The following is a 20476-nucleotide window of genomic DNA, read 5'->3' as shown; positions in this document are numbered from 1 at the left end:
CCTGGTCAGGCCGAGGGGAGCCCGGCCACGCCGGACTCGATCTCAATCGCCGCCGGTAACGGCATGGGGGTCTCCGGGGGGCGCGCCGGTAGGCGCAGGGTGAACGTCGAGCCACCGCCGAGGGTGCTGGACACGTCGACGCGACCGCCGTGGTTGGTGGCGATGTGCTTGACGATGGCCAGGCCGAGGCCGGTGCCGCCGGTCGAGCGGGAGCGGGCCTGGTCGGCCCGGTAGAAGCGTTCGAAGATCCGGTCAACGTCGTGCGGGGCGATGCCGATGCCCTGGTCGGTGACGTCGATCTCGATCCAGTCGTCGTCCTGGCGCATGGCCAGGGCGACCTGGGTGTCCTCGCCCGAGTATGCGATCGCGTTCTCGACGAGGTTGGTCACCGCGGTGGCCACCTGGCTGTCGCTGCCGTAGACGGTCGCGCCCTTGGGGCCGGTGTAGACGACCTCGATGCCCTTCGCCGAGGAGGTGGTGCGGGTGCGGTCGATCACCTCGGCGATCACCCAGTCCATGGCGACCGGCTCCGGGGTGGGCAGCGGCTCGGCGCCCTGCAGCCGGGTGAGTTCGAGCAGTTCGTTGACGAGCCGGCCCATCCGGGCGGATTCGTGGTGGATGCGCTCGGCGAACCGGCGGGCCGCGATCAGGTCCTCGGAACGGCCCGCCAGCTCCGCCTCGGGGAGCTCGGTCGCGTCGAGCAGGGCCTCGGCGAGCAGTTGCAGCGCGCCGATCGGGGTCTTGAGCTCGTGGCTGACGTTGGCGACGAAGTCCCGCCGCACCCGGGCCAGCCGGTGCGATTCGGTGACGTCCGCCGCCTCGACCGCGACGTGGGTGGCATTGAGGGCGACCGCGCGCAGGTGCAGCCCGAGCGGCGCCTGGGCGCCGCCGGCGCGACCGCGCGGCAGGTCGAGCTCGACCTCGCGGCGCACGCCGGTGCGGCGGACCTGACCGGCGAGGGTACGCAGGATGGGATGCGCCGCGATCGTCCCGGGCGCACCGCCGGAGCGCAGCAGCCCCATGGCGCGCGCCGCCGGGTTGACCAGCACGGGCTCGTCCTCGGCATCGAGCACCACCACGCCGACGCGCAGCGAGTCCAGGCTCTTGCGGCCGAGCCCCTTGAGCCCGTGCTTCCCGGTGCGCCCGTCATCGATGTCGATCTTTCGTCCCCCCTCGGTCGGCCGGGCCACGGCCGGCTTGTCCGGCACCGCGGTAACCGGCGGGCCGGTCCGGCGGCGCCGGGCCAGCAGGAACCCGGCCGCCACGCCGAGGGCGAGGGCGACGAGAACGAGGGTTGTGCCGAACACCGGATCCACGCTGCGATCGTAGGGTCATTGTTTACCTGAACCGTACGGCTAACCGGACAAATCCGGCGCGCTTCGAATAATGTTCACCGCCAGGCCCGGCGTCGTTCACCGCCGTTCATGTTCAGGCCGCCGCGTGCACCTAGCCTGGGCTCCGCAAGCCCAGCTCAACCCGGCTGCCACCGGTTCGCCGGCAGCCCCGAACCCCGGGACGAAATCATGCGCGAGGAGTTTCAGGCCGACCTCACCGAGGTCAGTCGCCTGCTGGTGACCATGGCGGAATCGGTCCGCGCCGCGATGCGCAAGGCGACCACCGCCCTGCTCAAGGCCGACCGGGAGGCCGCCAACGCGGTGATCGAGCGCGACGCGGAGGTGGACGACATCTACCGCCAGGTCGAGGCCAAGGTGGCGGACACCATCGCCCGCCAGGCCCCGGTCGCCTCCGACCTGCGGATGGTCATCACGGCCCTGCACATCTCCGCCGACCTCGAACGGATGGGCGACCTGGCCGAGCACGTGGCCAAGACCGCACTGCGCCGGCACCCGTCGCCGGCCGTGCCGGCCGAGCTGCGGCCCGTGTTCCGGCAGATGGCCGAGGTCGCGGACCGCATGGCCGACAAGATCACAGTCGTGCTGGCCAGCCCGAACGCGGATCTCGCGGCGGAGCTGGAGAAGGACGACGACGCGATGGACGATCTCGAGCGCGACCTCTTCAAGATCCTGCTGCACGACGACTGGCCGTACGGCGCGGAGACCGCGATCGACGGCGCGCTATTGGGGCGCTTCTACGAGCGCTACGCCGACCACGCGGTGAACGCGGGCGAGCAGATGATCTACCTGATCACCGGCGAGCCGGTCCAGCACTGATCCACGATGCCGGGAAGGCCGGGCCGCCACGGGGGCGTCCCGGCCTTCCGTCTGCCGTAGGAGGATCAGCGGCCCTGGTTGGCGACCGCCGCGGCGGCCTCCTTGGCCACCTCGGGGTCGAGGTAGGCACCGCCGGCGGTGACCGGGCGCAGGTCGGCGTCCAGGTCGTAGCGCAGCGGGATGCCGGTCGGGATGTTCAGCTTGGCGATCGCCTCGTCGGAGATCTGGTCGAGGTGCTTGACGATGGCGCGCAGCGAGTTGCCGTGCGCGGTGACCAGCACGGTCTTGCCGGTCAGCAGGTCCGGCACGATCGCGTCGTACCAGTACGGCAGGGAGCGCTCGAGCACGTCCTTGAGGCACTCGGAGCGGGGCTTCAGCTCCGGCGGCAGCAGCGCGTAGCGCGGGTCGGCGAACTGCGAATACTCGTCGTTGTCGGCGATCGGCGGCGGCGGGGTGTCGTATGAGCGGCGCCAGAGCATGAACTGCTCCTCGCCGTACTCCTCCAGGGTCTGCTTTTTGTCTTTGCCCTGCAGCGCGCCGTAGTGGCGCTCGTTGAGCCGCCAGGAGCGGCGGACCTCGATCCAGTGCCGGTCGGCGGCGTGCAGCGCGATCTCGTTGGTGCGGATCGCCCGGCGCAGCAGGCTGGTGTGCACGACGTCGGGCAGCAGGCCGTGCTCCTTCAACAGCTCGCCGCCCCGCCGGGCCTCCTGCTCACCCTTGGCCGTGAGGTCGACGTCGACCCAGCCGGTGAAGAGGTTCTTGGCGTTCCACTCGCTCTCGCCGTGCCGCAGCAGCACAAGGGTCCCCACAGTCATGCCTCCATCCTGCCGCAGTCCCGGGTGGCGCGTGCGCCGACCCCGAGTGGCGACCACCACGTGGAAACGCGGCTGCGCGGCCCGGCGGCGATCAGTAGGTTGTAAGGCTGCAAGGGTTATCCGGTGCTTACGGGGGTGCGCGCGTGCGGGGATGGTTACGACAAGCCGCGGGTGGCCTCCCGCGGCAGTTCTGGTTCCTCTGGACCGGCACCCTGATCAACCGCCTGGGCGCGTTCGTGGTGATCTACCTGGCCATCTACCTGACCCAGTCGCTGCATTTCAGCCAGAGCGAGGCGGGCCTGGTGCTGGGGGCGTACGGGGTCGGCGGCGCGGTCGGCACGATGACCGGCGGGGTGCTGGCCGACCGCTGGGGCCGGCGCCCGACGCTGCTCACCGCCCAGCTCGGCGCGGCGGCGCTGATGCTCGCGCTGGGCTTCGCCGAGGGCTTCTGGCAGCTGATCGCCGGGGCGCTGCTGCTGGGCGTCTTCACCGAGGGGATTCGGCCCGCGTTCCAGGCCATGATGATCGACGTCGTGCCCGAGCGGGACCGGATCCGGGCCTACTCGCTGAACTACTGGGCGATCAACCTCGGCTTCGCCAGCGCGGCCATCCTGGCCGGTTTCGCCGCCCAGTTCGACTACCTGCTGCTGTTCGTCGTCGACGCGGCCACGACCCTGGCCACGTTCGGAATCACCCTGATCTTCCTGGCCGAGACCCGGCCGGGCGGCACCGGGCAGCCGGCGGCGGGCCGACCGGCCCGCGGCGGCCCGGGGCTGGGCACGGTCTTCCGCGACCGGGTGTTCGTGATCTTCCTGACCCTGAACTTCTTCGTCGTGCTGCTGATCATGCAGCACATGTCGACGCTGCCGATCTCGATGAGCGCCGACGGCCTGAGCCCGGCGACGTTCGGCTGGGTCATCGCCGTCAACGGCCTGATGATCGTTGCCGGCCAGCTCTTCGTCCCGAAGCTGATCGACGGCCACGACCGTTCCCGGGTGCTGGCCCTGGCCACCCTGATCATCGGCGTGGGTTTCGGCCTGAACGCCTTCGCCGGCACCGCGGCCCTGTATGCCCTGTCGGTGGTGATCTGGACCCTCGGCGAGATGCTCCAGTCGCCGTCGAACTCGGCCCTGATCGCCGAGCTCTCCCCGGCCGCCCTGCGCGGCCGCTATCAGGGGGTGAACTCGCTCTCCTGGTCGGCGGGCTCGGCCCTGGCCCCGATCGTCGGTGGCTTCGTGCAGCAGCACGGGGGCAGCACGGTCCTGTGGCTGGGCTGCGCCGCGGTCGGCGTCGTGGTGGCGGCGGGACAGATCGCCTCCGGCCCGGCCCGCGAACGCCGCGCGGCCGCCCTGCGCCGGGACGCCACCGACATCATCGAGCCGACAGCGCCGCCGCCGGTAGCGGCCGGCCACACCACGGTCCCGGTCCCCTAGCGGCGGGCGCCGGGAAGCCGAACGGTGGACGGCCGGATGACCGAGGCGGGCCTCATCCGTGAGGTTGAAGTTGCCAGTTGTGACGGTTCAGACAGATGGCAGACAGCCAACTCGCTTGTGACCCTTGACCGGCCCAACTAGCGTGGTCGATGGACGCCGAACCGTCAGTTCGGGGAACGGGTCGACCCTCTGGGTCACCGCGGATCGGCGTTCGGGGACGGGTGGCATCAGCCGTTGGGGGACGGCGTTACCCGAGACCGGCGGTTAGTGCGGGCGACGCCTATGGGGATGGGTGTCGTCCGCCGCCGCCGGCGTGATGACCCCAAGTTTCTCCCACACTCATCGCTCTGCGTCGGGGTCCGCGAAGTGGGCGAAGGACTGCAGGTTTGCCAGCGACTCGCCGCGCTTGACCCGCCACTCCCACTCACGCCGGATCGACGAGCCGAAACCGATCTCGAGCATCGAGTCGAAGGATTCGTCGGCGTAGGTCAGCACCGCGCCCAGCAGCCGGTCCAGCTCGTCCTCGTCCAGGCCCTTCAGCGTCACCCGGCCGGTCAGGTAGACGTCCCCGGCCGCGTCGATGGAGAAGCTCACGCCGTACATGCGGGCGTTGCGGCGCAGCAGCCAGGCCCACAGCTCCTCGCTCTTCTCGTCCGGATGGCGCATCACGAACGCCTCGACGCGCAGGGCATGCTCGCCCACGATGAGGTTGCACGCCGTCTTGAGCTTGTGCGTGCCGGGCAGCGTCACCACCCACGACGCGGCGCCGGTGGGCGCGCACTCCAGCTCGCGTTCCGCGCAGACCCGCTCGATCAGCGCGCCGATCTCGGTCACCATGAGAACGAGCCTGCCAGCCGGGCCGCGATCAGGGCGCGATGCTCGGTCACCGCTTCGCGGTAGACCCGCAGCAGTCCGTCCGCCGTCCGGTCCCAGGAGAAGTTGGTGGCGTGCCGGACCGCACCGACCGAGAGCCGCAACCGCCGAGCCGGCGCGAGCAGCAGATCCGCCAGCACCCGTGCCCAGTCGACGGGATCGTGCCCGTCCACCAGCACGCCGCTCACGCCGTCGGTGACGGCCGTGACCAGGCCACCGACGGCCGCCGCGACGACCGGGGTACCACAGGCCTGCGCCTCCAGCGCGACCAGCCCGAACGACTCGTTGTACGACGGGACGGCGACCAGGTCGGCGGCCCGGTAGAGCGCGGCCAGCGCCTCGCCGGTCTGCGGTGCCACGAAGCGCACCTTGTGCGAGACGCCGAGCGAGGCGGCCAGTTCGATCAGCGCGGTGGGCCGGTCCAGGCCGCTGCCGCTGGGACCGCCGCAGATCACCACGGTCACGTCCTCGTCGCGCAGGGCGGGCGCGGCCAGCGCGTTGATCAGCACGTCCGGGCCCTTGAGCGGCTGGATCCGGCCGACGAACGCCACGACGTAGCCGCGTTCGGGCAGGCCCAGCCGGCGCCGGTCGGCCGCCTGGCCGGGTCGGGGCCGGAAACGCTCCAGATCCACGCCGGGCTGCACCACGGAGAGCCGGGTCGGGTCGGCGTCGTAGCAGCTGACCAGGTCCTGCGCCTCGAAGCGGGTGTTCGCCACCAGCCGGTCCGCCTCCGCGATGACCTGCTCCTCGCCGATCACGCGGGCCTTCGGCTCCGGCCGGTCGCCCTCGGCGATGAGCCTGTTCTTGACCTTTGCCAGGGTGTGCGCGGTGTGCACGTGCGGCACGCCCCAGCGCTCCCGGGCCAGCCAGCCGACCTGCCCGGACATCCAGTAGTGCGAGTGGATCAGGTCGTATGCGCCGGGCGGGCGCGCGGCCTCGGCCCGCAGCACGCCGTTGGTGAAGGCGCAGAGCTGCGACGGCAGCTCCTCCTTCGACAGGCCCTCGAAGGGGCCGGCGGTGACATGCCGCACAGTCACGCCGGGTGCCATCTCGACGATCGGCGGCAGCTCGCTCGACGTGGCCCGGGTGAAGATCTCCACCTCGACGTCCCGCTCGGCCAGCCGCTTGGAGACCTCGACGATGTACACGTTCATGCCACCGGCGTCACCCGTGCCTGGCTGCTCCAGCGGCGACGTGTGCACGGAGAGGGTGGCGATCCGCCGGGGTGTCGGCCAGGGGCCTGCTGCCCGCAGCTCAGCCACGTCGTATCCCTTCGCGAAGCAGTGAAACGTAACGGGAAATTGTTACGCCGTCGTTCATCTTCCCCATCCGGAGGCCCGGAACCCAACGGCTGGAGGCCAGGGGTGACCCAGCTCTCCTGCCGCGGTGAGGCAGGATCAAAGGATGGTGCAGAAGAAGATCGCCGTCGTCACCGGGGCGTCCAGCGGCATCGGCGCGGCGACCGCGCGCCGGCTGGCCGCCGAGGGCTTCCACGTGGTGGCCGCCGCGCGCCGGGTGGACCGGCTCGAGAAGCTGGTCGCGGAGATCGGCCCGGACGCCACCGCGATCGCCTGTGACGTCACCTCCGCCGAGTCCGTGACCGCGCTGGCCGCAGCGGTGGAGGAGCTGGGCGCGCCGGTCGCGCTCCTGGTCAACAACGCGGGCGGGGCACGCGGGCTGGACCCGGTCGAGACGGGCTCGGTCGACGACTGGCAGTGGATGTACGACGTGAACGTGCTGGGCACGCTGCGGGTCACCAAGGCGCTGCTGCCCGCCCTGGAGGCCGGTGGCGCGGGCACGGTGGTGACGGTCGGGTCGACGGCGGCCTTCACCGTCTACGAGGGCGGCGGCGGCTACACGGCGGCCAAGCACGCGCAGAACGCCCTGGTCGGCACGCTGCGCCTGGAGCTGGCGGGCCGGCCGGTCCGGGTCATCGAGATCGACCCCGGCATGGTGAAGACCGAGGAATTCTCCCTCAACCGCCTCGGTGATCCCGCGAAGGTCGACGCGATCTACGCCGGGGTGCGCGAGCCGCTGGTCGCCGACGACATCGCCGACTGCATCGCCTGGGCCGCCACCCGACCGCAGCACGTGAACGTCGACCGCTTGGTGGTCCGCCCGATCGCCCAGGCGGCCCAGCACAAGGTGGCCCGGGAGCAGGACTGACAGCCGTGAAGCCGGTCGGCTCCGTCACCCGGGGCACCACCAATCCCAACCGGCTGCGCCGCGTCGACAACTTCGTCGCGTACCGCTGCGCGGAGCTGCTGGCCCGCGCGCCGGCGCCGCTGGTCGTGGATCTCGGCTTCGGCGCGACGCCGGTCACGGCGGTCGAGCTGCGCGGTCGCCTCGCGGCCGCGGTCCGGCCGGACGTCGCGGTGGTGGGTCTGGAGATCGATCCGGTACGGGTCAGCGACGCGCAACCGCACGCGGAGCCGCCCCTGCTCGAGTTCCGCCGCGGCGGCTTCGAACTCGCCGGCCTGCGCCCGCAGGTGGTCCGCGCGTTCAACGTCTTGCGCCAGTACGGCGAGGAGGACGTCGCCGCCGCCTGGGCCGCGATGACCGGCACCGGCGCCCTGCTGGTCGAGGGCACCTGCGACGAACTCGGCCGGATCGCCACCTGGGCGGTGGTGGACGCCAGCGGCCCGCAGACCCTCACCCTGTCCGCCCGACTGTCCGATCTGGACCATCCGGCCACCTTCGCGGAACGGCTGCCGAAGGCGCTGATCCACCACAACATCCCCGGCGCCCCGATCCACGACCTGCTCGCGGCCCTGGGTGCCGCCTGGGACGCGTCGGCGACCCCGTTCGGCCCGCGGCAGCGGTGGCTGGCCACGGTAGCCCGGTTCCGCGAGCAATGGCCGGTGCTGCCCGGTCCGGCCCGGTGGCGCCGGGGCGAGCTGACCGTGCCATGGCCCGGGCCGGCACCTTCTTGACCCCGGTAGTGACCTGCTCCCCGTCGGGAGTGCTCCCGCTACGCCGGCCGTTACGCGGCTTACGCCGCGACCAGCCCGATCACCGTCGCGTCCGGCAAGAAGAAGACCGCCATGGCCCGGTTCGTGCACAACGACCGGCTCGTCGACGCGCTCATGAGCCAGGCGTTCACATCGCTACGGGCCTCACCAGGCGCCCGCGCCTACGACGACCGGCAACGCGCCCGTGGTGCCAGCTACCGGGCCGCCCTGCGTCAACTCGCCAACCGCCTCGTCGGCATCCTGCACGGCTGGCTGCTTCAAGCCGGCGCCCTCTACAACGGGACCACCGCCTGGTCACATCACCTCAACAAGGCCGCAGGTTGACATCCAAGCTCCTGGGGTCCCTTTGCTCTGCTTCCCCATCGGAAACGTTGGGGTGGGGAATGTGCGGGTTGCCGCTTTCGAATTTGATGCCGGGCGTCGGCCGGCGGGTGTTTCCGATAGAGAAGCAGAGCAAAGGAGCGTTGGGGGTGAGGGCTGTCCGCTGGGCGGCGGGTCTGACGGCGGTGCTCGGTGATCGCAGACCACGAACCGTCGTGAAGCTGCTGGGCCTCGTTGCGAGTAGCAGTTTCGACTAGTCGCGGACGTCCAGCTTCTCGCCGTTGTTGCTTCGGCGGCCACGCGGCGGGCCGAACCGCAAGAACGCCGCCGGACCTGGTCCGGCGGCGTTCTCACGAGCGTGCGAGTTGGTCGGTCACGCGGTCGGCGCCCGCTCCGCGAGGATCGAGCGCAGGGCCTCGAGCAGCACGTCCGACGTGAACGGCTTCTTGACCAGCAGCGCGTCCGGGCCGATCAGCCCCCTGGTGACGGCGAGGTCCTTGGGCAGCCCGGAGATGTAGACGACGCCCATCTCCGGACGCAACTCGGATGCGGCGCGGGCCAGGTCGCCGCCCGTGACACCGGGCAGGTTGAGGTCCGTGACGAGCACGTCGATGACCCCGGGGTGTTCCCGGCAGGCCGCGATGGCCTGCTCACGATCGCCGGCCACCAGGGTGGCGAAGCCGCGGCGTTCGAGCATCCGGCGCATGATGTCGCGCAGGTCCTCCTCGTCGTCGACGACCAGGACCGTGGGACGCTCCTGCGTAGCCTCCGTCATGGCGGCCTCCTTGGCTCTTGTCACAACACGCTATCGGCGGGCTGCGCCTGCGGTACGGCTTTCCGGGCTTTCAGAGCGACAGTCGCCAGTTGTCCAGGATTCCGGTCGTGGTGCCGTAGGTGTCCGTGACCTGAAGCGTCCAATTACCGTTGCGTGGCGCACCGGACACGTTGATCGTGTACTTCTGCTCCAGATTCGCCGTCTTGTCGCCCTTGTCCGCCTGCTTCAGCGGGTACTTCGTGCCCTTCGGGCTGATCAGCGAGACGACGAGCGAACCGCGATACGCGTGTGCGACGGTCACGGTCACCCACGAGGTCGCCGACGCGGTGCCGGTGCAGCCGGAGATGGTCACGCCGCTCGACGCGGTGCCGAACTTGCCGATCTTCACGTCGGTGCCCATGAGGAACGGCCCACACGCCGAGACGGGCGCGGTGGTCGGCACGGTGGTCGGCGCGGTGGTCGGTGCGGTGGTCGGCGCGGTGGTCGGCGCGGTGGTCGGCGCGGTGGTCGGTGCGGTGGTCGGCGTGCTGGTCGGGGTGTTCAGCCAGGTCGTGTTGAGCAGCTTGTTGACCGAGCCCGTTCCGGGCGAGGCCACCGTGCCCGCCGTGGCCTTGGTGGTCAGTGCGGCGAGCACCTGGGCCGGGGTCGCGGCCGGGTCGGCGCCGAGCACCAGCGCGGCCGCGCCGGCCACGTGCGGGGCGGCCATCGAGGTGCCGCTCATCGTCTGGGTGCCGGTGTCCGAGGTGTAGCCCGGAGCCGTGATCTTCACGCCCGGCGCGAAGATGTCGAGGCAGGTGCCGTAGTTGGAGAACGTGGCCCGGATGTCGGCGCTGTCCGTGGCGCCGACCGTGATCGCGTTGGGGGCGGACGCCGGCGAGAAGTTGCAGGCGTTCTTGTCGTCGTTGCCGGCCGCCACGGCGTAGGTCACCCCGGCCGCGATCGACTTCGTGACCGCGGCGTTGAGCGCGGAGCTCACCGGGCCGCCGAGGCTCAGGTTTGCCACGGCCGGCTTGACCGCGTGCGCGGTCACCCAGTCGATGCCCGCGATGATCGCCGAGTACGAGCCGGCGCCCTTGCAGTCCAGGACCCGGACGCCGACGAGCTTGACGTCCTTCGCGACGCCGTAGGTCTTGCCGCCGACCGTGCCCGCCACGTGGGTGCCGTGCCCGTTGCAGTCCTGTGCGACGGCGTCCTTGTCGATGAAGTCCCAGCCGTTGCTCGCCCGGCCGCCGAACTCGCTGTGGCTGGTGCGGATGCCGGTGTCCAGCACGTACGCGGTCACTTTCGCCGCAGAGCGGTAGGTGTAGCTCTTGGACAGCGGCAGCGCGGCCTGGTCGATCCGGTCCAGACCCCACACCGGGGCGACCTGGGTGTCGGTCATCCGGACGGTGGCGTCCTGCTCGACGTAGTCGACGGCCGAGTTGGCGGCCAGCCGGCGGGCCTCGACGGCCGTCATGGCCGCCTGGAAGCCACGGAAAGTGGAGAGGTAGTTGGTGCGCACCCGGCCGCCGTAGCGCTTCACCAACTCCTGGGAGGTGGAGGTGACCCGGGAGGCGGCGGCGGAACCCGACTTGAGCACCACGATGTAGCTGCCGGTGATCGCGTCCGCGGCGCCCGCGGCGCGGATCGAGGCGGTCGGCAGTGCGGCCGGGGTACCGGCGGATGCGGTGCCGGCGACGCCGGTCACCGCCGCCGCGGTGGCGATGCCGGCGGTCAGCACGAAGCGCGCGGTGCGGCGCCGGCCGTCGTTGCGAGTCATTCTGGATTCCTCCCCGTTAAGCCACAGGCGAACGACTTCACCCGGGCGATCGGGTGTGCCGGTGGCGTCTGAGGGGAATGTTGGCGACGGGACAGAGTCACCCAGGGACCTTGCCGGTTGCTCCTCAGTTGCAGGGTTCCGATCCACCTCCCGATGGCTAAGACGCCCCGCCGGCGGGCCGAAGTACCCGCTGTCAGGACCGCTGCACCGCCACCGAGCAAGGAGAGCGATGATGACCACCATGCTGTCGCCCGAGATCGTCACCGTCCCGTCCCTGGTCGACCGCTGCGACAGCTGCAGCGCCGCGGCCAAGGCTGAGATCGCCCTGAGCAGCGGGGGCTCGCTGGTGTTCTGTGGACACCACGCCAACAAACACGCTGACAAGCTCGTCCGGGTCGCTTCGAAGGTCATCGTCGAGGACGGCTTCGAGTGGGCGGGGCAGTCTCCCCCGGCGTGACCACTTAATCCCATCCGCCGCGATATGATCACTCCCTCACACTTGGGCTGAAACGCCCATATTTGGAGGGGTTCCACCGGTGCAGATCGCGGCGCACGATGTGGGCAGGCTGTCCCGGATCCTCGCCGGGTGCGCCGGTGTCGCGGTGGCCGTCTTCGGCGCCCTGGACCTGCTCACCTTGTCGTCGCCCGTACCCGACGACACCCTGACGCCGAGCCCGGCGGCCGCTCTGCCGGCCGCCGGGCTCGCTTTGCTGCTGCTCGCGCCCGTCCGGTCCGTGCCCGCCCAGCGCGTCGCCGCGCACATCCTGGCGATGCTGTCCGCCGCCCTGGGCGCGGCCGCCCTGGGCCGACATCCGGCCGCGGCTGTCGCGACCATGCTGGCCGGCCTGGCCCTGGCCTGCATCGACGTGCGGCTGCGCCGGCCCGGCGAGCAGTCCCGATTCCGGATCGCCGATCCGCTGCTGGCCGGGGCCACGATCATCGCCCTGGTCGCCCTCGTGCCGCGGATGTTCGCGCCGACGTTCCCCGACGGCGGCGGCCCGGACAGCGTGATGTCGCCGTATCACGCCGGCGCCCTGCTCACCCTGGCCCTCGGCGCCATCCTCGCGCGCCCGGAGGCGGGCCCGCTGCGTACCGCCGCGGCCGCCGGACCGGGCACCAAGATCCGCCGGGCACTGCCGGCCGTGATCGCCGTGCCGGTCGTGGCCGCCCTGATCAGCGCGCTGGCGGTGCGTACCGGGATCAGCCGGCCGGCGGCCGCGATCAGCACCGGGGCGATCCTCGCCGCGCTGGCCGTGCTGGCCCTGATCGGCTTCCTGGTCCGCTCGCTGGAGGGTGCCGACCGCCAGCAGCGGGAGCTGGTCGCCGAGCTGCGCGAGCGCCGGGAGTTCGCGGACACGCTGCTGCAGTCGATGAACGAGGCGGTGATGGTGCTCGACGCCAACCACCGGGTGATCGACGTCAATCGGCGCTGGCGGGAGCTGACCGGCCACAGCGAGCCGCTCGGCCCGGAGCCGGCCCCGCTCCCGCCGGCCGGCACCGGCGACTGGCTGGTCCGGCACGCCGACGGCACGGACATCCCGGTGCTGGCCACGATGGCGGCGATCCCGGACACCGAGGGCCGGCCCCGCGCGTACGTGGCGACCTACGTCGACATCACCGACCGCAAGCGGGCCGCGGACGAGCTGGCGGACCGGGCCGGCGAGCTGGAACGCAGCAACGAGCAACTGCGGGAGTCGAACGCCCGGCTGGAGGCGGCGCTGGCGTTCAAGAACGACCTGACCTCGATGCTGACCCACGACGTGGCCCAGCCGATCAGCTCGATCGCGAGCCTCTCCGAGCTGCTGAGTGCCGACTGGGCCGAGCTGGACGACGACATCCGCCGCGAGCTGGTCACCAAGATCGACAAGAACACCCGGCGGCTCATCAAGATGATGAACGACCTGCAGCTGCTCTTCCGGCTGGACACCGGTACGGTCACCGCGCGGCGAACCCCGGTGCCGGTGCTGGAGGTCGTCACCGCGGTGGCGGCCGAGCTCGGCTGCGCGACAGACGTGGCGATCGCCGTCGACGACGACCTCGTCGCGCTGGCCGACCGGCAGCACCTCTGGCACGTGGTCCACAACCTGCTCGGCAACGCGCTCAAGTACGGCGAGCCCCCGCTGCGGATCAGCGCCGCCCGCACCGCCGACGCGATCGAGGTGGTGGTGCAGGACGGCGGCGCGGGCATCCCCGAGGAGCTCGTGCCCCAGCTCTTCGACCGGTTCATGCGCGGCGCCGGGCTCGGGCTGTTCATCGTGCGGCACCTGGTGGAAGCGAACCGGGGCTCGGTCCGCTATGAGCGGGCCGAGCCCCGGGGAGCACGTCTGGTGGTCACCTTCGAATCGGCGCTCTGACAGCGTTCACCAGTCGTGGTCGCCGCCGCGTTCCTCCTCGTTGATGACGCCGTCGCCGCGGACGTCGCGGGCGCCCATGGACCTGCCGCCCATCGCCGCGACGCCGCCGCTCACCGAGCGGATGCCACCGATGCGACGGCCGGGCGCGAGCACCTCGTCCAGGTCGGCGACGCTGGTGATGCCGGGAGCGGAGGTGATGTCCACGTCGGTGCCCGCGTTCGCGTTGCTGAACTCGCCGGCGCTGGTGCCCCAGCCGGCGCCGGGGTGCGGCCGCCCGCCGCGAGCCCGGGCCGCGACCGAGGCGGGCGAGGCCGGGTTGGCCCGCAGGTCATCGGGCGTCGCGCCCAGCGCACCGGGGAGCCGCTTGGAGCTGGCGCCGCGCAGGTGCAGGCCGCCGAGCTCGCCGGTCTCGATCAGGCCCTTGAAGGTGTCCAGGTCGGCCTTGAGCCGGCGGCGCAGCGTCTCCGGGCCGTGCCGGTCGCTGGGCAGCAGGAAGGCCACGTCGGCCTCGAGCTGGGCGACGATCTGGGTCCGGGTCTCACCCATCGGCCGCAGCGTGATCGTCTCGGCGAGCAGCGGGCCCTCGGTGGTCGCCCAGGAGACCCTCTTGTCCAGGGAGCGTTCGGTGATCTGGGCGTCGAACTCCCGGCGACGGCCCTCGACATCCATGATCCAGTGGGTCTGGTCCGTACCGACCCGGGTCACTCGCTGCACGCCGGTCATGAACCGCGGATAGTTCTCGAACGTCGCGATCTGCTCGTACACCGCGTGTAGCGGCGCTCCGATCTCGACGGCCTGCTGAACCATACTCATCGCATCTCTCCCATGCTGAAGTGCTGGCATCACCGAGAGTACGTACGCGACTACGGCTGGCGGCCGGTTTCCGATCAGACCCGGCGCAGGTACTGCCAGTGGCCGACCTCGCCGGCGTACCGGGCGTCACTCGCAGCGACCATCGCCACTCCTGCCTCGCGGAGCATCGCCACCACCCGGGGGGACGGGCTGCGCCACGCCTCGCTGATCTCGACGGCCGTGCCGGTGAGCCGGCAGGCGCTGGCGAGCGCGTCCAGGATCTCCGGGGTGACCGCGGAGTCGTCGATGCCGACCTGGGCCAGCAGGCCCAACGGCCGGGCGAGTTGCGCCGGGGCGTACCGGGAGGCGCGGTCCATGCCCTTGATCGTCGCGGTCACCGCGATCTCGGCGACCTGCTCCGGGGTGAGCTTGCCGGTGGCGAGCAGGGCGCGGACCTCGCGCGAGGTGACCGGGCCGTCCGCCAGCGGCAGCCGGGACACCGCCACCGACACGGCCTCCAGACACCCCAGGTCGGCCGGCCAGGCCAGCCAGCCGTCCGGCCGGACGACCTCGATCTCGGCCGCGATCCGCAGGTTCAGCTCGGTGCGCCGGCGGGCCCGGCGGATGGTGTCCGCGTACGCGGGCAGCCACGTCGTGTCGGGCCCCATCTGGTCGGCGAACGTGACCGAGGTCAGCCCGGCGAGGTCCGCGGCGGAGACGATCACGCCGACGCTGTCCCGGCCGGCCGCGAAGCCCGTGTGCACATGCCCGTCGGCCCGCAGCTCCAGGGCGGCCGCGGGGGCGGCGAGGGTGGTGCCGTCCATGACCGATTCGCGCTCTGCACCCACGATGACTCCCGAGGCCGTTCCCGCCGGGCGAGTTCCTCTCGCCCTGGGACATACGGTGCGGGCCCGGTGTTGTGGACCGGGGCCGCACCAGGTGCAGTCCGGGTGCGCCGGTCAGAGCCGGAAAGCGCCGACCAGAGCGCGCAGTTCCTCGGCGGTGCGGGCGACCTCGTCGCTGGCCTGCCGGGTCTGGGTGACCCCGTGCAGGGCGGAGCCGCTGGCGGTGGAGACGTCGGCGATGTTCGCGGCGATCCGGCTGCTGCCCGACGCCACCTCGCCGATGCTGCGGCTCATCTCGCCGGTGGTCGCGGTCTGCTCCTCGACGGCGCTGGCGATGGTCGTCTGGAAATCGTTGATCTTCGCGATGACCTCGCTGATCCGGCCGATCACGTCGACCGCGCCGCTGGTGTCCTGCTGGATGGCGTTCACCCGGGAGCCGATGTCCTCGGTCGCCCGCGCGGTCTCCTGGGCCAGGTCCTTGACCTCGCTGGCCACCACGGCGAAGCCCTTGCCGGCGTCCCCGGCCCGGGCGGCCTCGATGGTGGCGTTCAAGGCCAGCAGGTTGGTCTGCTCGGCGATCGAGGTGATCAGCTTGATGACGTTGCCGATCTCCGCCGAGGACTCGCCGAGCTGCCGGACCGTCTCGGTCGCCTGCGCGGCCTCGGAGACGGCGACCGCGGCGATCTGCGCGGCCTCGCTGGTGTTGCGGGAGATCTCCCGGATGCTCAGGCCCATCTCCTCGGAGCCCGCCGCCACCGTCTGCACGTTGCGGGAGATCTCCTCGGCCTCGTTCGCCGCCGAGGACGTCTGCGCGTCGGTGTCGTGGGCGGATTCGGCGATCTGCCCGGCCACTGCCGAGAGCTCGGTGGCCGCGCTGGCCAAGGTCTCCGCGTTCTGGCCGATGGTGGTGAGCGAGCCGTGGATCGAGGCGAGCGCGGTATCCAGCCCGACCGCCATCTGACCGAGCTCGTCCCTGCTGGTGATGCCGCTGCGCTGGGTCAGATCGCCCTTGGCCAGCGCGCCGACGAGCGCGCCGAGCCGCTGCACCGGGCGCAGGATCGATCGGGCCAGCGGAATGGAGAGCCCGATCAGCAGCACGAGGCCGACCAGTGCGACGATCCACACCGCGCGCTCGGTGTCGTCGGCCGCATCGGCCATGGCGACGCGCTCCTGCCCGGCCGCGGCCGTCACCTTCTCGTTCAGGGCACCGAGCTGGTCGTCCACGGCGTGGTTGCGCTCCGCGATCTGGTCGGTGTCCGGCACGGCGGTCGCGGCCAGGGCCTGCTTGACGAAGTCGGTGATGAAGACGCCGAAGCTGTTGACGTCCGGCCGGATCGCGTCGAACTCGGTCTCCAGGGCACCGGTCAGGCCGCACGACTCGACCGCGTCGGCCGCCTCGGTCGCGGAGACCACGTCGTCCACGACGTCCTGGGTGACGTCGTGCTTCAACCCGGAGCGGTACGCGTCGACCTTGAGCTCGCTCTGCCGGGTGTCGAGGTGGTTGAGCGCACCCAGGCACACCTCCAGCGCCCGCACCTTGTCGGCCTGGGTGACGAGCTTGTGCTGCCCCTGCACCGTGATGGTCGCCAGGGCACCCAGCGCGAGCACTCCGGCGAGCACGATAAGCGTCAGACGCTTGGCGATGCCCATTTCCATCAAACGCGACATCCACGTCTCCCTCGAAGGCGACCATGTGCCCGGGTGACCCCGGCCACCCGGTGCGGCAATAGATCCATCTTCAAGCCGGATCGGCGCACTCGCGCCCGTTTTTGTTCATTTGCCGCAACTGTTCTGCACTTGGCACGCACCGAGACCGGCATCCCACGCTCGGCAGCCTGTCCTGAACAACCCCGCAAGCCGAAAGGAACCTTGTGCAGCGACGACATCAACGCACCGCCCTCGCCCTGCTCGCCGCCGTCAGCACCGCCGGCAGCGCACTGACCCTCAGCCCCGCCCCGGCCGCAGCGGCCGGCACAGCTGTCAAGATCGCCGGCACCGGTAAGGTCGTCACCGGCGGAACGCCGCTCAACGCGCGCAGCGCCCCCTCCGCGGGCAGCTCCCGGACCGGCACCATCAGCAACGGCGCGACCATCTCGATCGTCTGCCGGACGGCCGGGCAGTTCATCAGCGGGACCGTCACCAACACCGGTTACTGGGACCGTCTGGCCGACGACAGCTATGTCTCCGACGCGTACGTGCAGCGCCGTGAATTCCCGATCCCCAAGTGCACCGCGGCCGCCTCGGTGCCGGTCGTGGCGGGCGCCTGGATGCTTCCCGTCACGGCCGGGCTGATCAGCGGCTTCCGTACCGTGGGTCGCCCGGCGCACGACGGCGTCGACCTGGCCGCGACCCGCAACACCCCGATCCGCGCGGTCGCCGCCGGCACGGTCATCCGGGTGGTCTGCAACGTCTCCAAGGGAAGCTGCGATGTGGACGGCAGCAGCGCGCTGGGCGGCTGCGGCTGGTACGTCGAGGTCCAGCACGAGGGCAACGTGGTGACCCGATACTGCCACCTGGTCCGGCGCCCGGCGGTTACCGTCGGCCAGCCGGTGTCCCGCGGCGCGATCCTCGGTCACGTGGGCACCTCCGGCTCGTCGTCCGGCCCGCACCTGCACTTCGAGGTGCACGCGGGCGCGCCGGCGACCCGGGAGAACGCCGTCAGCCCGATCACGTTCTTCAAGGCCCGCGGCCTGACCATCGGCTGATCCCGGGCGCGGGGCAAGCCAATGGGCCGGACTCCCCGCGGGGAGCCGGCCCGGATTGGTACCACAGTGGAGGATCAGTCGCCCGGCGGCTCGACCAGCGCCGGGCGCAGCAGCTCGGTCACGGCCCGGACGGCATCATCGTCCGGCGACGCCGCTTCCCGGTTGGCCGCCTGAAGCTCCTGATATACCTCCTCGCGATGCACCTGGACGCTGCGCGGAGCCTTGATACCGATCCGGACGACGTCACCGCGAGTCTCCAGCACGGTCACGACGACGTCGTCGCCGATCATCACGCTCTCGCCGGCCCTCCTGGTCAGCACGAGCATCGTGGCAGTCCTTTCGCCATCCGTGGACAGGACACCGGGCCGGGCACGCCGTACTCAGAAGTCCTTGCGCATGATGGCGCGGACCGGCAGCTTGCTGTCGCTGAGGACCACCTGCATCGCCCGGTGGCTGTCGCGGTCGACGATGATCGGGGCCAGCAGGTTCGCCGTGGTCTCGTTGACGCCGGCCGTGATGACGACCATGACCAGGAGCCGGTCCGGGTCCTTGGTGTTCAGCGCCGCGAAGACCTCGTTCTCGATCTCCGGGGCGTAGTCCGGGAAGAACGGCTCCGGCGGGGCGACCAGGAAGCGGAGCTCCGGGTCATGAATGGACGTGAACGCGTAGAGCAGGCCCTCGTCATGCAGCCGGACGAGGACAAACTGCTGGTGCGCGGGAAACCCCGGCATCGGTACGGCCATGTCGATGATCGGCATGTCCAGCGCGGCGTCGGTCACGGTTGCCCCAATCGGTCGGGACGCGGTGCGAGTAGTCATGGTCACCTCAGGAAGTCGATGAGCGAGGGCTGGATCACCTTGGCACTGGCGGCCAGAGCGGCCTGGTACGAGGTTTGCTGGAGCTGCATTTCCATGATGGTCTTCGGCAGATCGATGTCCTCGATGTCGGACAGCTGCGACGTCACGGACAACAACCGGTCCTGTGCGGAATCCTTCATCTGGGTAATCCGATTATATCGGGATCCGATCTCCGAAATAGCTGATTTCAGCTGATTACCCGATACATCCAGAGCTGTCAGATCGGTCCCCAGGGCGGCGTTGTCGCCGGCCCGAAGGTGCTGGGAAATGCTTTCCAGCACCCTGAAGAGCCCTGCCGGGGTGGAGTTGTCCCCGAACGCCTCCGGGCCGGTCAGGTCCACCCGCACCTTGGCGCCCGAGCCGACGGTCCGCGTCACGCTCGTGGTGTCGGCGAAGGCCGGAGCCGGGTCGTAGTCCTCGCCCTTCCACTCGCCCTGCGGGGTGTAGGCGATCCCGCCCAACGTGTTGCCCCCGAAGACCGGACGGTCCAGATACCTGGTGTTCGCGCCCGCGATCAGCGCGTCCCGGATCTGATCGATCTCGCTGGCCAGCGCGTCGTTCGCCAAGGTCCCGTTGGTGGTGGTGTTCATGCCCTGCACGGTGAGACTGCGCGCCCGGTTGACCAGAACCGACGCGCTGCCCAGGGTGTCCTCCACGGTGCCCAGCCAGCCCAGGCCGTCGTCGGCGTTGCGGGTGTACTGCTGGCTCATCCGGGTCTCGGCGCGCAGTTGCAGCGCGGAGACCGTGCCGGCCGGCGAATCCGACGGCCGGTTGAGCTGCTTGCCGCTCGACAACTGGTCCTGGATCTGCGCGCCCTTGGCGAGGTTGCGCTGAAGATTGGCCAGCACCCTGGTATGGATACTGCTCTCGGTGACTCTGCCGGCAACCATGACTTACCCCTTACCTTCCGACCAGACCGGTGCGGTTGATGAGCTGGTCGAGCATCGAATCGATCGTGGTCAGGACCCGGGACGCGGCCTCGTACCCGCGCTGGTAGGTGAGCAGGTTGGTCATCTCCTCGTCGAGATTGACCCCGGCCTGGCCCTCGCGCGCCGCGTCGACCTGTTCGGTCACGACACTCTGGATCTCGGCGCGCCGGGCCACGCCCTGCGAGGAGACCCCCAGCCGCCCGATCATCGACTGGTAGTCCCGGTCCGGCCCGTCGCCGAGGTCACCGATGTCGGCGATCTGCTCGGCCACCGAGTTGTCCATCGTGCCGGTGTTCGCCGAGATCGCCACGTGGTCCGGATTCGTGATCAGGACGATGACCGAACCGTCGTCCGCACGGCCGAAGAAGTCGAGGCCGGTGACGCCGGCGACGGCGTCGTCGGTGGGGTCTGCGGGGTCGTTGGGCTCAGCAGCGGCGATGCCTTTGGCGTGGCCGGCGCGGTGCAGCTCGTTCACCTTGTCGATCATCTTGTTCTCGATCGAGGTCAGATCGCGTGACAACCCCGGGATGATCGCGGTCATCGTGTCGAGGGCCGCGCCCATCGTGCCGCCGGCCTGGATCGCCGTCTTGTCGATGTCGGCGGGGTTGACGTCGTCCTTCCAGACCAGTTTCACCCCGGCGCCGGCCGGAACGAACAACGGATCCGCCAGGTTCAGCGGATCCGTCACGTCCAGCTGATCCACCAGCCGCTCCACGCCGACGCAGGTCACCTCACGGACAAAGGTCCCGCTGACCAAGTTGGAACCGCCGATGTAGACGTCCATGCCGCCGTTCTCCCGCTTCGCCGTGCTGGCGCCGGTGAGTTCGGAGAGCTTCATGGCGAGCAGGTCACGCCGGTCCTCCAGCTCGTTCACC

The 20476-nt window shown here is 70.8% G+C and carries 21 protein-coding genes and 2 pseudogenes; 9 read left to right on the top strand and 14 right to left on the bottom strand.

The genetic code is table 11. The features are described 5' to 3' along the window. Positions 1 to 5 precede the first annotated feature (5 nt). The gene (locus tag DMB66_RS09130; RefSeq protein WP_125803646.1) at positions 6 to 1307 is read right to left on the bottom strand and encodes a cell wall metabolism sensor histidine kinase WalK; all 1302 of its coding nucleotides are present in this window, start codon (positions 1305 to 1307) and stop codon (positions 6 to 8) included. A gap of 216 nt (positions 1308 to 1523) precedes the next feature. Between DMB66_RS09130 and phoU the strand changes: the two genes are divergently transcribed. Further along, positions 1524 to 2171 (top strand): phosphate signaling complex protein PhoU, encoded by a 648-nt coding sequence (gene phoU, locus DMB66_RS09125; RefSeq protein ID WP_125803596.1) that lies wholly within the window; start codon positions 1524 to 1526, stop codon positions 2169 to 2171. 65 nt (positions 2172 to 2236) lie between these two features. Here phoU and DMB66_RS09120 read toward each other — a convergent pair whose 3' ends face one another. Then, positions 2237 to 2986: a phosphoglyceromutase gene (locus DMB66_RS09120; protein ID WP_125803595.1), complete on the bottom strand. Its 750-nt coding sequence runs from the start codon at positions 2984 to 2986 to the stop codon at positions 2237 to 2239. Between the two features lie 143 nt (positions 2987 to 3129). Between DMB66_RS09120 and DMB66_RS09115 the strand changes: the two genes are divergently transcribed. Then, on the top strand, positions 3130 to 4419 hold the full coding sequence (locus DMB66_RS09115) for an MFS transporter (RefSeq protein WP_125803594.1): 1290 nt from the start codon (positions 3130 to 3132) through the stop codon (positions 4417 to 4419). A 339-nt stretch (positions 4420 to 4758) separates the two neighbouring features. Here DMB66_RS09115 and DMB66_RS09110 read toward each other — a convergent pair whose 3' ends face one another. Then, on the bottom strand, positions 4759 to 5256 hold the full coding sequence (locus tag DMB66_RS09110; protein ID WP_125803593.1) for a YbjN domain-containing protein: 498 nt from the start codon (positions 5254 to 5256) through the stop codon (positions 4759 to 4761). After that, positions 5250 to 6554 carry a D-inositol-3-phosphate glycosyltransferase gene (gene mshA, locus DMB66_RS09105; protein ID WP_125803592.1) on the bottom strand — a complete coding sequence of 435 codons (1305 nt, stop codon included), beginning with the start codon at positions 6552 to 6554 and terminating at the stop codon, positions 5250 to 5252. Before mshA ends, DMB66_RS09110 begins: the two co-directional genes overlap by 7 nt. Positions 6555 to 6696: 142 nt before the next feature. Between mshA and DMB66_RS09100 the strand changes: the two genes are divergently transcribed. The 3 genes from DMB66_RS09100 (at position 6697) to DMB66_RS09090 (ending at position 8588) form a co-directional block, all read left to right on the top strand. Next, positions 6697 to 7458, top strand: a complete 762-nt coding sequence (locus tag DMB66_RS09100; RefSeq protein ID WP_125803591.1) for an SDR family oxidoreductase — start codon at positions 6697 to 6699, stop codon at positions 7456 to 7458. A gap of 5 nt (positions 7459 to 7463) precedes the next feature. Then, entirely contained in the window at positions 7464 to 8225 is a 762-nt protein-coding gene (locus tag DMB66_RS09095; RefSeq protein ID WP_125803590.1) for a class I SAM-dependent methyltransferase, read from the top strand. A 111-nt stretch (positions 8226 to 8336) separates the two neighbouring features. Next, positions 8337 to 8588 carry a hypothetical protein gene (locus DMB66_RS09090; RefSeq protein ID WP_233624410.1) on the top strand — a complete coding sequence of 84 codons (252 nt, stop codon included), beginning with the start codon at positions 8337 to 8339 and terminating at the stop codon, positions 8586 to 8588. 370 nt (positions 8589 to 8958) lie between these two features. Here the strand turns inward: DMB66_RS09090 and DMB66_RS09085 are convergent, their stop codons facing one another. Continuing rightward, positions 8959 to 9360 carry a response regulator gene (locus DMB66_RS09085; protein ID WP_125803589.1) on the bottom strand — a complete coding sequence of 134 codons (402 nt, stop codon included), beginning with the start codon at positions 9358 to 9360 and terminating at the stop codon, positions 8959 to 8961. Between the two features lie 70 nt (positions 9361 to 9430). After that, positions 9431 to 9655: pseudogene (locus DMB66_RS65780) on the bottom strand (proprotein convertase P-domain-containing protein); the annotation flags it as partial. Positions 9656 to 9704: 49 nt separating this feature from the next. Between DMB66_RS65780 and DMB66_RS65775 the strand changes: the two are divergent. Next, positions 9705 to 10109 (top strand): YMGG-like glycine zipper-containing protein, encoded by a 405-nt coding sequence (locus tag DMB66_RS65775; protein WP_370318348.1) that lies wholly within the window; start codon positions 9705 to 9707, stop codon positions 10107 to 10109. Here DMB66_RS65775 and DMB66_RS09080 read toward each other — a convergent pair. Continuing rightward, positions 10019 to 11119: pseudogene (locus DMB66_RS09080) on the bottom strand (S8 family peptidase); the annotation flags it as partial. The gene DMB66_RS65775 and the pseudogene DMB66_RS09080 sit on opposite strands and share 91 nt — an antisense overlap. Positions 11120 to 11348: 229 nt before the next feature. Here DMB66_RS09080 and DMB66_RS09075 point away from each other — a divergent pair. Together DMB66_RS09075 and DMB66_RS09070 are read left to right on the top strand one after the other, a co-directional pair. Further along, entirely contained in the window at positions 11349 to 11576 is a 228-nt protein-coding gene (locus tag DMB66_RS09075; protein WP_370318345.1) for a hypothetical protein, read from the top strand. A 79-nt stretch (positions 11577 to 11655) separates the two neighbouring features. Continuing rightward, positions 11656 to 13473, top strand: coding sequence for a PAS domain-containing sensor histidine kinase (locus DMB66_RS09070; protein ID WP_125803587.1), 1818 nt, complete (start codon positions 11656 to 11658; stop codon positions 13471 to 13473). 6 nt (positions 13474 to 13479) lie between these two features. Here DMB66_RS09070 and DMB66_RS09065 read toward each other — a convergent pair whose 3' ends face one another. From DMB66_RS09065 to DMB66_RS09055, 3 genes are all read right to left on the bottom strand, one after another. After that, positions 13480 to 14286 (bottom strand): SRPBCC family protein, encoded by an 807-nt coding sequence (locus DMB66_RS09065; RefSeq protein ID WP_233624409.1) that lies wholly within the window; start codon positions 14284 to 14286, stop codon positions 13480 to 13482. Positions 14287 to 14360: 74 nt separating this feature from the next. After that, entirely contained in the window at positions 14361 to 15113 is a 753-nt protein-coding gene (locus DMB66_RS09060; protein ID WP_125803586.1) for a hydrolase, read from the bottom strand. Positions 15114 to 15224: 111 nt separating this feature from the next. After that, complete coding sequence (locus DMB66_RS09055) at positions 15225 to 16778, bottom strand: methyl-accepting chemotaxis protein (protein ID WP_125803585.1); 1554 nt, start codon at positions 16776 to 16778, stop codon at positions 15225 to 15227. A 203-nt stretch (positions 16779 to 16981) separates the two neighbouring features. On the opposite strand from DMB66_RS09055, the gene DMB66_RS09050 reads away from it, so the two are divergent. Further along, positions 16982 to 17815 (top strand): M23 family metallopeptidase, encoded by an 834-nt coding sequence (locus DMB66_RS09050; RefSeq protein WP_233624408.1) that lies wholly within the window; start codon positions 16982 to 16984, stop codon positions 17813 to 17815. A gap of 74 nt (positions 17816 to 17889) precedes the next feature. Here the strand turns inward: DMB66_RS09050 and csrA are convergent, their stop codons facing one another. The 4 genes from csrA to DMB66_RS09030 form a co-directional block, all read right to left on the bottom strand. Then, positions 17890 to 18141, bottom strand: coding sequence for a carbon storage regulator CsrA (gene csrA, locus DMB66_RS65195; RefSeq protein ID WP_125803584.1), 252 nt, complete (start codon positions 18139 to 18141; stop codon positions 17890 to 17892). Between the two features lie 54 nt (positions 18142 to 18195). After that, on the bottom strand, positions 18196 to 18594 hold the full coding sequence (gene fliW / locus DMB66_RS09040) for a flagellar assembly protein FliW (protein ID WP_233624407.1): 399 nt from the start codon (positions 18592 to 18594) through the stop codon (positions 18196 to 18198). 41 nt (positions 18595 to 18635) lie between these two features. Next, a complete protein-coding gene (locus DMB66_RS09035; RefSeq protein ID WP_125803582.1) occupies positions 18636 to 19562 on the bottom strand; it encodes a flagellin in 927 nt (308 codons plus the stop codon). A 10-nt stretch (positions 19563 to 19572) separates the two neighbouring features. After that, a partial coding sequence (locus tag DMB66_RS09030; RefSeq protein WP_305025062.1) for a flagellar basal body rod C-terminal domain-containing protein occupies positions 19573 to 20476 on the bottom strand: 904 nt, incomplete at its 5' end.

Source organism: Actinoplanes sp. ATCC 53533 (assembly GCF_003947245.1).
The sequence above is the reverse complement of the archived record's forward strand: the minus strand, read 5'-3'. Positions and strand labels throughout refer to the sequence as shown.

Bases quoted from the DNA above. Each gene is read 5' to 3' on its own strand.
- DMB66_RS09100 (WP_125803591.1), top strand. From the start codon at position 6,697: ATGGTGCAGAAGAAGATCGCCGTCGTCACCGGGGCGTCCAGCGGCATC.
- DMB66_RS09085 (WP_125803589.1), bottom strand. From the start codon at position 9,360: ATGACGGAGGCTACGCAGGAGCGTCCCACGGTCCTGGTCGTCGACGAC.
- DMB66_RS09035 (WP_125803582.1), bottom strand. From the start codon at position 19,562: ATGGTTGCCGGCAGAGTCACCGAGAGCAGTATCCATACCAGGGTGCTG.
- DMB66_RS09090 (WP_233624410.1), top strand. From the start codon at position 8,337: ATGGCCCGGTTCGTGCACAACGACCGGCTCGTCGACGCGCTCATGAGC.
- DMB66_RS09065 (WP_233624409.1), bottom strand. From the start codon at position 14,286: ATGAGTATGGTTCAGCAGGCCGTCGAGATCGGAGCGCCGCTACACGCG.
- DMB66_RS09055 (WP_125803585.1), bottom strand. From the start codon at position 16,778: ATGTCGCGTTTGATGGAAATGGGCATCGCCAAGCGTCTGACGCTTATC.
- DMB66_RS65775 (WP_370318348.1), top strand. From the start codon at position 9,705: ATGGTCACGCCGCTCGACGCGGTGCCGAACTTGCCGATCTTCACGTCG.
- DMB66_RS09075 (WP_370318345.1), top strand. From the start codon at position 11,349: ATGATGACCACCATGCTGTCGCCCGAGATCGTCACCGTCCCGTCCCTG.
- csrA (WP_125803584.1), bottom strand. From the start codon at position 18,141: ATGCTCGTGCTGACCAGGAGGGCCGGCGAGAGCGTGATGATCGGCGAC.
- DMB66_RS09110 (WP_125803593.1), bottom strand. From the start codon at position 5,256: ATGGTGACCGAGATCGGCGCGCTGATCGAGCGGGTCTGCGCGGAACGC.
- phoU (WP_125803596.1), top strand. From the start codon at position 1,524: ATGCGCGAGGAGTTTCAGGCCGACCTCACCGAGGTCAGTCGCCTGCTG.
- DMB66_RS09120 (WP_125803595.1), bottom strand. From the start codon at position 2,986: ATGACTGTGGGGACCCTTGTGCTGCTGCGGCACGGCGAGAGCGAGTGG.